Source organism: Bacillus sp. KS1 (genome assembly GCF_020075515.1).
Classification (GTDB): Bacteria; Bacillota; Bacilli; order Bacillales; family Bacillaceae; genus Bacillus; species Bacillus velezensis.
This window is the reverse complement of record NZ_JACAWW010000015.1, coordinates 643,961-657,493: the sequence shown is the minus strand read 5'-3', so window position 1 is coordinate 657,493 and position 13,533 is coordinate 643,961. Positions and strand designations below refer to the sequence as shown.

General features: G+C 43.4%; 13 protein-coding genes. 7 read left to right on the top strand and 6 right to left on the bottom strand.

What is annotated here, in order from left to right; all coding sequences use genetic code 11:
* Positions 1–130: 130 nt before the first annotated feature.
* The 4 genes from HWY38_RS10315 to HWY38_RS10300 all read left to right on the top strand — a co-directional run bounded on the left by HWY38_RS10315 (position 131) and on the right by HWY38_RS10300 (position 5,246).
* A complete protein-coding gene (locus HWY38_RS10315; RefSeq protein ID WP_224181773.1) occupies positions 131–1,669 on the top strand; it encodes a glycoside hydrolase family 43 protein in 1,539 nt (512 codons plus the stop codon).
* A 51-nt stretch (positions 1,670–1,720) separates the two neighbouring features.
* Positions 1,721–2,992, top strand: coding sequence for a glycoside hydrolase family 30 beta sandwich domain-containing protein (locus HWY38_RS10310; protein ID WP_224181772.1), 1,272 nt, complete (start codon positions 1,721–1,723; stop codon positions 2,990–2,992).
* Between the two features lie 143 nt (positions 2,993–3,135).
* The gene (locus HWY38_RS10305) at positions 3,136–3,843 is read left to right on the top strand and encodes a response regulator transcription factor (protein ID WP_029325937.1); all 708 of its coding nucleotides are present in this window, start codon (positions 3,136–3,138) and stop codon (positions 3,841–3,843) included.
* 2 nt (positions 3,844–3,845) lie between these two features.
* Positions 3,846–5,246, top strand: a complete 1,401-nt coding sequence (locus tag HWY38_RS10300; protein WP_222836061.1) for a sensor histidine kinase — start codon at positions 3,846–3,848, stop codon at positions 5,244–5,246.
* A 49-nt stretch (positions 5,247–5,295) separates the two neighbouring features.
* On the opposite strand, the gene HWY38_RS10295 is transcribed toward HWY38_RS10300, so the two are convergent.
* Positions 5,296–5,607, bottom strand: a complete 312-nt coding sequence (locus tag HWY38_RS10295; RefSeq protein ID WP_014418041.1) for a DUF4870 domain-containing protein — start codon at positions 5,605–5,607, stop codon at positions 5,296–5,298.
* A gap of 458 nt (positions 5,608–6,065) precedes the next feature.
* Here HWY38_RS10295 and HWY38_RS10290 point away from each other — a divergent pair, with 458 nt between their 5' ends.
* The gene (locus HWY38_RS10290; protein ID WP_224181771.1) at positions 6,066–7,562 is read left to right on the top strand and encodes a cellulase family glycosylhydrolase; all 1,497 of its coding nucleotides are present in this window, start codon (positions 6,066–6,068) and stop codon (positions 7,560–7,562) included.
* 246 nt (positions 7,563–7,808) lie between these two features.
* On the top strand, positions 7,809–8,945 hold the full coding sequence (locus tag HWY38_RS10285) for a choline esterase (RefSeq protein WP_224181770.1): 1,137 nt from the start codon (positions 7,809–7,811) through the stop codon (positions 8,943–8,945).
* Positions 8,946–9,214: 269 nt separating this feature from the next.
* Here the strand turns inward: HWY38_RS10285 and HWY38_RS10280 are convergent, their stop codons facing one another.
* On the bottom strand, positions 9,215–9,484 hold the full coding sequence (locus HWY38_RS10280; RefSeq protein ID WP_014418037.1) for a hypothetical protein: 270 nt from the start codon (positions 9,482–9,484) through the stop codon (positions 9,215–9,217).
* A 144-nt stretch (positions 9,485–9,628) separates the two neighbouring features.
* A complete protein-coding gene (locus HWY38_RS10275) occupies positions 9,629–9,943 on the bottom strand; it encodes a hypothetical protein (protein WP_224181769.1) in 315 nt (104 codons plus the stop codon).
* A gap of 36 nt (positions 9,944–9,979) precedes the next feature.
* On the opposite strand from HWY38_RS10275, the gene HWY38_RS10270 reads away from it, so the two are divergent.
* A complete protein-coding gene (locus HWY38_RS10270; RefSeq protein WP_155759321.1) occupies positions 9,980–10,255 on the top strand; it encodes a hypothetical protein in 276 nt (91 codons plus the stop codon).
* A 173-nt stretch (positions 10,256–10,428) separates the two neighbouring features.
* Here the strand turns inward: HWY38_RS10270 and HWY38_RS10265 are convergent, their stop codons facing one another.
* From HWY38_RS10265 to HWY38_RS10255, 3 genes are read right to left on the bottom strand one after another with little or no spacing between them, the layout of a single operon-like run.
* Positions 10,429–12,057 (bottom strand): YndJ family protein, encoded by a 1,629-nt coding sequence (locus tag HWY38_RS10265; protein ID WP_224181768.1) that lies wholly within the window; start codon positions 12,055–12,057, stop codon positions 10,429–10,431.
* Positions 12,051–12,659: a DUF4166 domain-containing protein gene (locus HWY38_RS10260; RefSeq protein WP_043867165.1), complete on the bottom strand. Its 609-nt coding sequence runs from the start codon at positions 12,657–12,659 to the stop codon at positions 12,051–12,053. The genes HWY38_RS10265 and HWY38_RS10260 overlap by 7 nt, the downstream gene beginning before the upstream one ends.
* Complete coding sequence (locus HWY38_RS10255) at positions 12,656–13,471, bottom strand: hypothetical protein (RefSeq protein WP_224181767.1); 816 nt, start codon at positions 13,469–13,471, stop codon at positions 12,656–12,658. The genes HWY38_RS10260 and HWY38_RS10255 overlap by 4 nt, the downstream gene beginning before the upstream one ends.
* Positions 13,472–13,533: the final 62 nt, after the last annotated feature.

Below are 13,533 nucleotides of genomic sequence, written 5' to 3'. Positions count from 1 at the left end.
ATGTTTATAGGTACTAGCTCTATTATTGAGTTGCTTAACTGCGGAGTCTGCTTTTTACTGCCGGTACAGCAATTTGTTCTCTAATGGTAAAAGTTCCCTAAATTTAAAGAAAAAGGAGGAGCGTTAAGTTATGTGTAAAAAATGTTGGGTATGCCTATGGGTCCTTGCTTTATTATTGAGTTGCTTCACTGGGAAGTCTGCGTATGCTGCCAGCACTCCAATTGCAAAACATGTTGGGAATTCAAATCCGCTTATAGACCATCATTTGGGAGCAGATCCGTTTGCGCTGACCTATAACGGAAGAGTCTACATCTATATGTCAAGCGATGACTATGAATATAATAGCGACGGAACGATTAAGGATAATTCATTCGCCAATTTGAATAAAATATCCGTCATATCTTCAGCGGATATGGTGAACTGGACAGATCACGGAGCGATTCCCGCAGCGGGTGCCAATGGGGCGAATGGCGGCCGGGGGATTGCCAAATGGGCAGGAGCATCATGGGCCCCGTCAGCCGCGGTGAAAAAGATCAATGGTAAGGATAAATTTTTCCTTTATTTCGCAAACGGCGGCGGAGGTATCGGGGTTCTCACCGCAGACAGCCCGACCGGCCCATGGACAGATCCGATCGGAAAAGCGCTGGTAACGCCAAATACGCCAGGAATGTCCGGTGTTGTATGGCTTTTTGATCCGGCAGTATTCGTAGATGATGACGGTACCGGTTACCTATATGCCGGCGGAGGCGTTCCGGGCGGTTCAAATCCAACGCAGGGGCAATGGGCCAATCCTAAAACAGCAAGAGTCATGAAATTAGGTCCTGATATGACCAGTGTTGCCGGAAGTGCATCGACCATTGATGCGCCATTTATGTTTGAAGACTCAGGGATGCATAAGTATAACGGGAAATATTACTATTCCTATTGTATCAATTTCGGGGGCGCGCACCCAGCCGATAAACCTCCAGGTGAGATTGGCTATATGACCAGCTCAAGTCCCATGGGTTTCTTTTCGTATAGAGGGCACTTTCTGAAAAATCCGGGAGCATTTTTCGGAGGCGGCGGGAACAATCACCATGCTGTTTTCAATTTTAAAAACGAGTGGTATGTGGTGTATCATACTCAAACTGTCAGCTCCGCTCTTTACGGAGCCGGCAAAGGATACCGTTCTCCCCATATTAATAAGCTTGTGCATAATCCAGATGGCTCCCTGCAAGAGGTAGCGGCAAATTTTGCAGGTGTCAAACAGCTATCCAACTTGAATCCATATAACCGGGTAGAAGCGGAAACGTTTGCCTGGAACGGACGGATTTTGACAGAGGCATCCTCAGCACCCGGCGGGCCGGTCAATAATCAACATGTCACAAACATTCATAACGGAGACTGGATTGCTGTTGGAAATGCAGACTTCGGCTCAGGCGGCGCCAGGACGTTTAAAGCAAATGTAGCGTCCGCTCTTGGCGGGAAAATAGAAGTGCGGCTAGACAGTGCAAACGGTAAGCTTGTCGGAACCTTGAATGTCCCTTCCACAGGCGGAACGCAATCCTGGAGAGAAATAGAAACTGCGATAAGCGGCGCAACAGGTGTTCACAACGTATTCTTTGTATTTACGGGAACTGGTACAGGAAACTTGTTTAACGTTGATTACTGGCAGTTTACACAAAGATAAGCAAAGATACGTTTTCTAAGTCCATAAAAGACATATGAAAGAGAGGAAAAAATGATGTCGAGCGTAAAAAAAACAATTTGTGTATTATTGGTATGTTTCACAATGATGTCCGTCATGCTCTTAGGACCGGGAGTTACTGAAGTTTCAGCAGCGAGTGATGCAACAGTTAATATATCTGCAGATAGACAAGTGATTCGCGGTTTTGGAGGAATGAACCACCCGGCTTGGATTGGAGATTTGACTGCGCCTCAACGGGAGACCGCTTTTGGCAATGGACAGAATCAGTTAGGTTTTTCGGTCTTAAGAATTCATGTAGATGAAAATAGAAACAATTGGTACAAGGAAGTGGAGACTGCAAAGAGTGCGATCAAACATGGAGCAATCGTTTTTGCTTCCCCTTGGAATCCGCCAAACGATATGGTTGAGACTTTCAATCATAATGGTGACACATCAGCTAAGCGGCTGAGATACGATAAGTACGCCGCATACGCGCAGCATCTTAACGATTTCGTTAATTTCATGAAGAGTAATGGTGTCAATCTGTATGCGATTTCTATGCAAAACGAGCCTGATTACGCTCACGAATGGACATGGTGGACGCCCCAAGAAATCCTGCGTTTCATGAGAGAGAATGCCGGTTCCATTAATGCCCGCGTGCTTGCGCCGGAATCATTTCAATACCTGAAAAATATATCGGACCCCATTTTGAACGATCCGCAGGCGCTTAGGAATATGGATATCCTCGGAACCCACCTATACGGCACTCAGGTCAGTCAGTTTCCTTATCCTCTTTTCAAACAAAAAGGAGGAGGGAAAGAGCTATGGATGACGGAGGTATACTATCCGAATAGTGACAACAATTCAGCGGATCGCTGGCCTGAGGCTTTAGGTGTTTCAGAGCATATTCACCATTCAATGGTGGAGGGAGATTTTCAAGCTTATGTGTGGTGGTACATCCGCAGATCATACGGCCCTATGAAAGAAGATGGGATGATCAGCAAACGCGGATACAATATGGCTCATTTCTCAAAATTTGTGCGCCCTGGCTATGTAAGGATTGATGCAACGAAAAATCCTGAACCGAATGTTTACGTGTCAGCCTATAAAGGAGACAATAAAGTCGTGATTGTTGCCATTAATAAAAATAACACAGGGGTCAACCAAAACTTTGTGTTGAAGAATGGAACTGCTTCGCAAGTATCCAGATGGGTCACGAGCAGCAGCAGCAATCTTCAGCCTGGAACCGATCTCAAAGTAACGGACAATCATTTTTGGGCCCATCTTCCGGCTCAAAGCGTGACAACATTTGTTGTAAAGCGTTAAAGGCATCAGCATCGCAATAAGCCAATTTTCTTACTTGAAAAAGAAAATTGGCTTATTTTCTGTGGGGTAGAAGTGTTGATTTTTTTAACGATACACAGACATTGGGTATAATAATGACAATGACTTCAAGGAGTGATCAATATATGTCACGGCTTCACAGCAAAGTATTAATCATAGACGACGAAAAAGAAATTTTGGAACTGATCAAAACCGTATTAATAAGAGAAGGCATTGATCGCGTGATCACCGCTTCGACTGCCCGTGACGGATTGGCTCAATTTCATCAAGAAAATCCCGATCTTGTGATATTGGATATCATGCTGCCAGACGGTGAAGGCTATGATATCTGCAAGCAAATAAGAGACATTTCACACGTTCCTATTATCTTTTTGTCTGCAAAGGGGGAGGAAACGGATAAAATTGTAGGACTTGCCATCGGCGGAGACGACTACATTACAAAACCCTTCAGCCCTAAGGAAGTTGCATATCGGGTCAAAGCGCAGCTGAGACGGGTCTCTTACTTACAGCCTTCTCAAACCGGAACCGTGATAAAAAAAGGGCCATTTGAATTAAACCAACAACAAGCCGAGCTTACCAAAAATGGAGCGGCTATTGAGTTAACACCTAAAGAACTTATGCTTATGACCTATTTTCTGCAGCATCCCAATCGGGTGATCAGTAAAGAAACACTCTATCAAGCTGTATGGGGAGAAGATTTCTTCGGTTCTGACAACACGGTGATGGTTCATATACGCAGGCTCCGTGAGAAAATAGAAAACACCCCATCAAAACCAGACTTTCTCGTCACTGTGAAAGGGTTAGGCTACAAATTTGCTGTAAAGGATGCGTAAGGATGAATTGGCGATTAACAGGCAGGTATATGGTCTCTGTCATTATCGTGACCATCATTACAGTCTTCATTAATTTATTTATTTTTATGTTTTGGCTCGTTTTCCAGGCGAACAGCCAACATGACGAAGAAAGTACACCGGAAACTTTCACAAGATCATTCCGACAATATGTCACGTTATCGAACAATGGTATCACAGTAAACAAAGAGGGCCAAAAAGCTTTAAAAGAGCAGAATGCATGGATTCAAATATTAGATGAAAACGGACAGGATGTTTATCATGATAGAGAACCTAAAGGACTGAAGAAAAAATATACGCCTATTGAAATTGTAAATTTACATAAATATAAGGATGAACGATTATTATCAACCATTTACGCCGGCGGAAAAAAAGTAAACGGCAAGGAGTACAGTTACTTTATAGGGTTTAAAAATCCCTCTCTCGGAAAATATGTCCTCTCATATGATACCAAGGAATTTGTGACGAAGTTCAATGCAGGGACCATCATATTATTATCAATAGATGCATTGATCGCGTTACTCATTGGCTATCTATTCAGCCGGCAGCTCACAAAACCGCTCGGCCGTGTCATTCAAGGAATCCAGCGGTTAGCTAATGGAGATTATACGATCAAAATGAAATCCAAAGGCATTTATAAAGATGTCTTCTATAATGTCAATCATTTATCGGAACAACTATCTTCAAGCAAAAAAGAAAAAGATAAATTAGAGCAAATGCGTGAAGAGTGGATCAGTCATATTTCTCATGACATTAAAACACCATTAGCATCTATTCAAGGCTATGCAGAAATCATCCAAGATCCAAATTACCATCTCACAGTCGAACAGATCAGAGAGTACGCCCAGATCATCGAGAGTAAATCCCTCTATATGAAAGATGTGATGGAAGATTTAAATTTAACGACAAGGCTGAAAAACAACGATGTGATGTTACATACAGAGCGGGTAAACCTTGTATCGCTGCTGCGGGAAACGTTAATTGATATGTTAAACGATTCTAGATATGCGGATAAATCCATTGAACTTCAAACGAACCTGGAAAAGCTGATGCTGAACCTTGATGCGATATTGATTCGGAGAGCGGTCACGAATCTCATTTTAAATGCCCTCGTTCACAATGATCCTGATGTGAAGATCGTTGTACAGCTTGAACAAAAAGAACGAACTCATGTGACAATTAAGGACAACGGCAAAGGGATAGAAGAAGAGGAGCTGGAAAAAGTGTTTGATCGCTATTACAGGGGCACAAATACAGGAACGACGCATGCAGGCTCTGGTCTTGGAATGGCCATAGCAAAGGATATTATCCAAAAGCACGGAGGGGACATCACCATTCACAGCACCGCGGGAGAAGGGACAACGATAGATATACAATTATCATAATGGCTATACAAAAAAAGGTTCTGTTGATCAATAACAGAACCTTTTTTTCCTATTGTTCCGAAAACACTTTGATTCCTTTGACAATGTTCCAAATGAAAAAGTAGATCGCCACAAGGAATGTAACAGCATACGTCGCAAGCAGGAAAGGCCCGGCGTGCCTGATGTCATTCATACCAAGTAAACCTGAAGCGATGATGCCAATTACAAAGATCAAATAAGGAATCAGATGCGTCCACAAAGATTTTTTCGCATGATATTTCACATCGTCCTGACCCAAAAAATAGACGATAATCGGAAACAGAAATGGCGCAAAAAATATACTGAAGTAACATAATGAAGACAAAATTTTATTTTCTCTCAAACCTTTTCACCTCTATGATTTATTGAAGGGGGAATTCTTCTGGCTGAATCCCTCACTGAAGTACAATCTTATTGTACAACTCCAACCTTAACCCGTATTAATCCGAACCTTACATCAACCTTAAATTAACAAGGACGGGCAAGGGCTCGTCTTCTTACAGCAATCTAAGATTCAATGCCATATTGAGACTCATCACATTCAGCGTGTCTACGTTGGAAATAAATTTAATTTTTCGATTCGATTGAAAAATGACGTGTAAAGTCCCGATTCAGTCCGGTTTTCTTTGTACTATATGTGTCAGGTGTGTCTTATTCAATAGAGATAGAGCAAATTGACAGGCTTTTACACCTCCCAAAAACAAGAAATTAGGTTGATAGACAATCATGAGAAAGATTTTTACAATGAGTTCGAGCTCATAAGAAAGAGCCAAAATGATGCGAAGGAGGAAAAGATCAGATATGAAACGGTCAATTTCTATTTTTATTACGTGTTTATTGATTACGGTATTGACAATGAGCGGCTTGCCGGCTTCACCGGTATCAGCAGCAGGGACAAAAACGCCAGTAGCCAAGAATGGTCAGCTTAGCATAAAAGGTACACAACTTGTAAATCGAGACGGCAAAGCGGTACAACTGAAAGGGATCAGTTCACATGGATTGCAATGGTATGGCGATTTCGTCAATAAAGACAGCTTAAAATGGCTGAGAGACGATTGGGGCATCACCGTTTTCCGCGCGGCAATGTATACAGCAGACGGCGGTTATATTGACAACCCGTCCGTGAAAAATAAAGTAAAAGAAGCGGTTGAAACGGCAAAAGAACTTGGGATATATGTCATCATTGACTGGCATATCTTAAATGACGGCAACCCAAACCAAAATAAAGAGAAGGCGAAAGAATTTTTCAAGGAAATGTCAAGTCTTTACGGAAACACGCCAAACGTCATTTATGAAATTGCAAACGAACCAAACGGTGACGTGAACTGGAAGCGTGATATTAAACCTTATGCGGAAGAAGTGATTTCCGTTATCCGCAAAAATGACCCCGACAATCCCATCATTGTCGGAACCGGTACATGGAGCCAGGATGTGAATGATGCTGCCGATGACCAACTAAAAGATGCAAACGTCATGTACGCGCTTCATTTTTATGCCGGCACACACGGCCAATCTTTACGGGATAAAGCAAACTATGCACTCAGTAAAGGAGCGCCTATTTTCGTGACGGAATGGGGAACAAGCGACGCGTCTGGAAATGGCGGTGTATTCCTTGACCAGTCGCGGGAATGGCTGAATTATCTCGACAGCAAGAAAATCAGCTGGGTGAACTGGAATCTTTCTGATAAGCAGGAATCATCCTCAGCGTTAAAGCCAGGAGCATCTAAAACAGGCGGCTGGCCGCTGTCAGATTTAACTGCTTCAGGAACCTTCGTAAGAGAAAACATTCGCGGCAACAAAGATTCAACGAAGGACGGCCCTGAAACGCCAGCACAAGATACTCCCACACAGGAAAAAGGCGTTTCTGTACAATACAAAGCAGATGGGAGTGTGAACAGCAACCAAATCCGCCCGCAGCTTCACATAAAAAATAACGGGAATACCACGGTTGATTTAAAAGGTGTCACTGCCCGTTACTGGTATAACGCGAAAAACAAAGGCCAAAACTTTGACTGTGACTATGCGCAGATTGGATGCGGCAATCTGACCCACAAATTTGTGACGCTGCATAAACTTAAGCAAGGCGCAGATACCTACCTGGAACTGGGGTTTAAAAAAGGAACGCTGTCACCGGGAGAAAGCACAGGGAATATTCAGCTTCGTCTTCACAACGATGACTGGAGCAATTATGCACAAAGCGGCGATTATTCCTTTTTCCAATCAAATACGTTTAAAACAACGAAAAAAATCACATTATATCATCAAGGAAAACTGATTTGGGGAACAGAACCCAATTAGTTAAGCTTTAGGCGGACATCAGCAATGATGTCCGCTTTTATTATCTTAAAACAGCAATACAAGGAGGTTTACGTGGCGGATGAAACTCTGAAACAGTGTATGGGCCTGTACAAATGTTGTTAGCAATCTCAAGAAAGCCAAGGAGTAGCTATGATTCACTGAACATATGATGTAATGAAAAGCGTTTGTAGCGCAATGTATGTATTTCACATCCGCCACTTTTATTACTTAAGGGGGAACAAGAGAATGAAAAGGTATGAGGCGTTTCCAGAGCCAATTGGCGGCTATACTGTCGGCCGAACCCAGATGGATTTTGAGTACACGGCATCAGATCATGCAAAAAGAGAACTGACGGCGTTTGTGTACTATCCGTCTGACAGCAGCGAAGGGAAGACTACATCAACGTACATGTTTCCTGAAGTCTGTGAAATGCTTGATGAGCAGCCGCTTCTCACTGCGTTGAAGGATGCTTACTCTATAGATATCAAGACCCAATGTTACGACGGCCTTGCTCTCTCCGGGATGGAAAAACGCTATCCGGTGTTATTTTATGTTTGCGGCGGGGGCGGTTCTCCAGAATGGGGTACAGTGATCTGTACAGACTTGGCAAGCATGGGATATGTTGTGGTAAGCATCGGCCATCAGAATAGCACGATGTATAAGCGTAAAGATGGGCGCCTGTTTAATATATCAAAGGATTTTTCGGATGTTATTATGGCGTTTTCTGAAGATCCGGAGATGATGGCGTTGGCTGGTAAGATGGAGATGCGTCCTGACGACGAAACTGCCATTGAGATGTGCCAAAACGTGCTTACACTGCCGATACTTGAAAAGTTAACAGAATATAGTGAATTACAGGCAGAAGATGTAAGGTATGCAGCCGATTATCTTGTCAAATTGGACTCTGGAGAGCTGAATTCCATCTTTAAGGGCAGATTGTTGCTTGACATCGGTATGGGCATAGTCGGACATTCTTATGGAGGGGCTACGACGGCGATTGTTTGCCGGGACGACGACCGGTTCGCCTGCGGGATTGGCTTGGATAGCGGAGCGTTCGGCCTTCAGGGCAGCGACCTTAAGAAACCCTTTTTGCTGCTGTTTTCTGAACCGAACTATAACATGAATGCGATCATTGGCGCTAACAATAGCATGGATACCTATTATTTCTCTGTTGATCGTGCTGCGCATTTAGATTACTGCGACATCGTGTTTACCAGTGTGAATGAGGAACTTAGAGGCGAACGGGATGCCATGGAGATGCGAAATCTTGTTACAGACTATACGAAGAACTTTTTTGATCATTATATACTGCAGAAGGCTGCAAGTGTGGAAAGTCTGGGATACGATGGCGTGGACTTGATCAAGAAGACCAGCAACAAGTGACATAACCGATTAAAATACTCAAACTGAAAAACCTTTATGACCAATTTAATTTATTAAGCACGTAGAGATTTTTTAATATTACCTTACAAAAAGGGGATGCTCTTAGAATATGAATCCACTTTTATATTCTCTTCACAATTTCTAGTTTACATAATATATATTCTAGGAAGTTAAATCTTTAATGAAAATTCTGTCTCGTTATCTTAAGTATACTTAGTTGATGAGACAGAATTAAAAAAATAGGATGTATTACGATTTGTATTTATTTCTTACTGCTTTACATAGCATCGATCTTTATAAATTGTTTCACACTTTACTTCTTCCACATCAACTTTGCCATCGGATAATCTTGTGTAAACATAAACCCATTTTTCATTTCCGTTTTTAATAAACATGTCGAATTTAAAAGCGTCAGTATATTTGTCCATGACCCAGATCAATCCCGGAAGAGTTTCTGCTTTTGCTGGCGACACAGAAACCAATAATGCTCCAGCAATTACAGCCGCACCGGCTATTTTTTTAATTTTACTTTTTAACATTAATATTGCCCCCTTATGATTTATTGCCTGCTGCTTTCTCACTTAGCAGGTAATCTGATTTTACCATCTTGTACAAAGGGAATTTGTCATATTTTGTAGATAAGATACTTATTTTCACTAAAAATACATATATTGTGATGAATTTTACCCGAATAAGATCTCTTCTTTTTTGAAAGCGTACACAAAAATAAAATCATGTCTGGTAATACTCCGACGATTTTTTCGCATCGGCTCCTCACATATGAGCTGAGCAAGTATGACAGCCGCCAGCCCGAGCACTGCCGCGAAATAAAATCCGGCCCTGAGCCCCAGCCAATCGTTAAAAAATCCCTCGACCAAAGGTCCTCCGAAAATACCGAGTGCATAAAGCGCCATCGGGCTGATGGTAAAAGGAATGATAAAAATAAAAACGGCTGCGAGTAAATAAAACAGCTTTAATGTTACCCAGTTTCCGCACATGCGAACTAACGTTCCTATCACTAGCGGAGCCAGTGCGTGGGGAGTCATAAACGAAAAGACAACAAGCTGATTTCTTTCTCACTGACACCTATACGCAGCGCATATGCCGTTGTGAAGCCAAACATTTTCGTAAAAATCATGTCATGGGCTAAAATGGATAAAAACGAGATTTTCAGCAAGGACATATGCCCGGCTGCCTTCACCATACCGCTTAATGTAACAGGTATCTTTGCGGTCGTTTTCATTTCGCGAATCATGAAAGACAGGCAAAGACTGGCAAGACCGAGGCTGCGTCCTATCCTCATTCACTGACAACATAACCGCTCATGTCATCCCGGACAGCTGAGCTAACACGAGAATAAATGAGATCCAGCGCATGACTCCTTTCGTGTCATCCGCCGCAAAATAGCTCGCAAATAAAATGGTGAATATAACCCATGTAGATGAGAAAAAGCCGCCTGATGAACAGACGGCTCTGCAGCTTGTTATTTGCTTCGGTTACCTGCGGAAGCATGAGTGATCCGATAATGCACAGTTAAAAATTTCAGTCCGAACAGCCACATATGATGAACGGCCTTCAGGCTTGTTTCGCTCTGGGCTGAAATAAGAAATGTCTCTGCCAGCGGAAGATGACACGCCCCCCATTTCGTCTGCAGATAAATCCCTTCATCACCCGCTCCGCTTTTTCGCCGTCTGCTTGTCAAAACAAGATTCTGCTTACGCGCATAAGGTTTTAAAATGCCCGTCATTTGGCCGTACGGCAGCGGAAGAGAGATATTCATGTATCCTTCTCCTTTTGACCTGTACGCTGAATACAGCGCAGTAAAAACGGTTTCCTGCTTTTCATTTGTTCTGATCCACGCACGGACATTTTTTCTGCCGTCTTTGTCAGAGTCAACTCCTATAATATCACTGTGCATGATATACCAATCCGGATTCATGGACAGGTGAATCTGCCCCGCTCTTCTGCTGAACGGCTCGTACAGGCGCGCGAACGGACGAAACCATCTGCTCCACGTCACTTTTGCCATGATGTCATAATCAATTGTCTCTTCATAAAAGGAAATAACGGCCGGCGCCAGTTTTTCAGTTGAAAAGTCTTCAGAATGCAGTTCTCTCATCTGATCCAGAAGGCCGGTATAATGGATGTCATTTGCTGCATGAATATCAGTCAAAAATTCTTTGCCTATCGTTCTCTTCCCGTAAATACGGCTGAACGTTCTTTCGCTGCCCTCATCAAACGGTCTCGGATTTTCCAACCTCCACCCCGCCAAAGCTGGCAGGATAACGCCGAATGCATTGACGGCCCCGTGAATCCAAATCATCTGGCTGATCGTGAGCGTTGCCTCCTCGCGGTAGACACCGTACGAATATATCAAAGAAAAAGCAATTGTGATCATTAACACAGCCGATGAACTCCTGATCAAGACCCTGCCTGTTTTCGTAACAAACGGTGCCGTAAAGACGAGATATGCATTTACATACAGACCCGCCAGATACAGAGCGACAGCAATCACATCAAGTGTCTTTGAAAATGTAATCCCCAAGGCAATAAGGATCGGCGAAATCAAAATAATGACCGTGCTCCACTGGTAAAGTTCGCGTTTCTCCCGTCTGATCCTGCCGAGCAATCCGTTAAAGATCGGAATGAGGAAAGCGGAATAGTGAAAGTGCACCGCCGTCAGCAGAACGATAAGCGGGCCGAAATTCATGACGGGAATCTCAAGGACATATGCGAAGAACCAGAATCCGCCCCCGGCCAAATAAATGAAACCCGCCATAACAGACATCTCTTCTGTTCTGTGAATATTTGTTTTCATCAGCCGCCGGACAGCATACAGTGCCAGCCCAAGCGTATAAATGAGCCACACAAAGGCAAAAAAACTTAAGTCTGTGACAAGCGCAAGCACCGCACATAAAGCGGCAACAGGATAACTCCGTAATAACACATTCTCTAAGGTCTTTGACGGCCGAAAAGCAAAATCGAATACAGCGGGAACGAAAAAAAGTACGGAAAATAAAACAAACGTCTCAGCAGCTGATATATGCGGAGCTTCAGCCGCCATAAATCCCAAAAAGCAAATCACGCTGACCATGAGATGACGATTCAGCATGTTTCTCCCTCTGTTTCCCGGAAAGTCCCCCGGTAAGAGAAAAGAGTGCCGAGTATCCGGTTTTTCACATGAACCTTTATGCTGAAGCAATTCATTTCCTCATCATAAGCCTCATAAACGGTTGAACTGCCGCACAGCCATGCCGGAAGCGGGATTTTCTTTCCGCCTATCAGGAGCCACTGCCTTCCGGATGTAATAACAAGCCCTCCGTCTGAAGACGCTTCTAAATGCAGTTCAGACAGTAGGATGTGAGGTTTTCCGAAGTAATCAAGAATTCTGTTTTCCCGCTCATCGTATTCCATGACCGCATCAAAAAAACGCGTTTTGCCTTTAAAGAAAAAGGTACGGTTCCATTCCACGCCATTTTGCCTGTTTTTGTTTTCGATAGTGAAAGGGATATCGTTTCCCCTCTCTGAGAAAAAACATCTGAAAAAAACACCTGTCTTTAAAAGCATTCTGACAAGAAAAGAACCTCCCTTTATTTCTGACATAACGCCTTCTCCGCAAAACGTGCGTGATCCGTCAAATCTGTACCGTTTCTGCAGCATCGGGTGCAGTGATTGATAATGAGTAATCGCTTTTTCATACATTGAATCCGTCATTTCACTTCTCTCTTTCGTTTTGTATGCCAGGCGCTCGGCAGCTTGAGATTAAGAATCATTGCGGCTATCGTAAGCACTCCTAATGAGATCAAGAATCCGCCGCCGGAGTATAACAGTGCCGTTACACAAAAGAAGACTGACTGCCCGGCGTGAATCAGCCACTTTCTCCGCATGGGAATCAGCCATAATACCCCTAACCCTGTCTCCAGCGCTCCCCTCACGATCTCTGCATCGGCACAGCCATCATGAAAGCCTTGAAAAAACCAATACAGACTGAATACGAGACACATAAAGACATAGACAAATCCGAAACGGACTGATATCTTCGGATGTCTGTTTTGTTCTATCCAAAGCCGCAACGCATCAAAGCTCCATGCGGTAGCCCAGCTTAGCAGAGGACGAAATAAAAAACGGTCTATCCAGCTTCCCGGCAGACCGCGGGCCGTTTCATATTGATATTGAGTCAAAAATGCGGTTTGTCCGTTATCCCGCTCTATATACTTCCAGTAGCCCCTGCCTTCTTTTATAAGTGACAGCGGATGATCAGAGGCAAAAGCGAGCGAAGACACTCTTTCTGACGAGCGAGGCCTTATGTCACCTATTGATTCGCCCGTGCCGGATACCTTCAGCCCAAAACCGATTCGTGTTTCATATAGAAATCTCTGCGGTTCATCTGGCAGCCTATGAAGATATGTAATGTCAGAAAAACGCAGATCCCATTCCTTATGAAGATGCGGGTTTTGCGTATATTCCCAAAGCGTTTCTATATCAGATGCAATATTGATTTCGACATATATCGGCTTCTGTTTCATGCCCCCTCCTCTTCCCTTCTTTTGTAAACAATTCCTATATTATCATAGGAACAGATCAAGCG

Excerpts from the sequence above, each read along its gene's own strand:
- HWY38_RS10315 (WP_224181773.1), top strand. The coding sequence starts at position 131 with ATGTGTAAAAAATGTTGGGTATGCCTATGGGTCCTTGCTTTATTATTG.
- HWY38_RS10310 (WP_224181772.1), top strand. The coding sequence starts at position 1,721 with ATGATGTCGAGCGTAAAAAAAACAATTTGTGTATTATTGGTATGTTTC.
- HWY38_RS10305 (WP_029325937.1), top strand. The coding sequence starts at position 3,136 with ATGTCACGGCTTCACAGCAAAGTATTAATCATAGACGACGAAAAAGAA.
- HWY38_RS10300 (WP_222836061.1), top strand. The coding sequence starts at position 3,846 with ATGAATTGGCGATTAACAGGCAGGTATATGGTCTCTGTCATTATCGTG.
- HWY38_RS10290 (WP_224181771.1), top strand. The coding sequence starts at position 6,066 with ATGAAACGGTCAATTTCTATTTTTATTACGTGTTTATTGATTACGGTA.
- HWY38_RS10285 (WP_224181770.1), top strand. The coding sequence starts at position 7,809 with ATGAAAAGGTATGAGGCGTTTCCAGAGCCAATTGGCGGCTATACTGTC.
- HWY38_RS10280 (WP_014418037.1), bottom strand. The coding sequence starts at position 9,484 with ATGTTAAAAAGTAAAATTAAAAAAATAGCCGGTGCGGCTGTAATTGCT.
- HWY38_RS10275 (WP_224181769.1), bottom strand. The coding sequence starts at position 9,943 with ATGTGCGGAAACTGGGTAACATTAAAGCTGTTTTATTTACTCGCAGCC.
- HWY38_RS10265 (WP_224181768.1), bottom strand. The coding sequence starts at position 12,057 with ATGCTGAATCGTCATCTCATGGTCAGCGTGATTTGCTTTTTGGGATTT.
- HWY38_RS10260 (WP_043867165.1), bottom strand. The coding sequence starts at position 12,659 with ATGACGGATTCAATGTATGAAAAAGCGATTACTCATTATCAATCACTG.
- HWY38_RS10255 (WP_224181767.1), bottom strand. The coding sequence starts at position 13,471 with ATGAAACAGAAGCCGATATATGTCGAAATCAATATTGCATCTGATATA.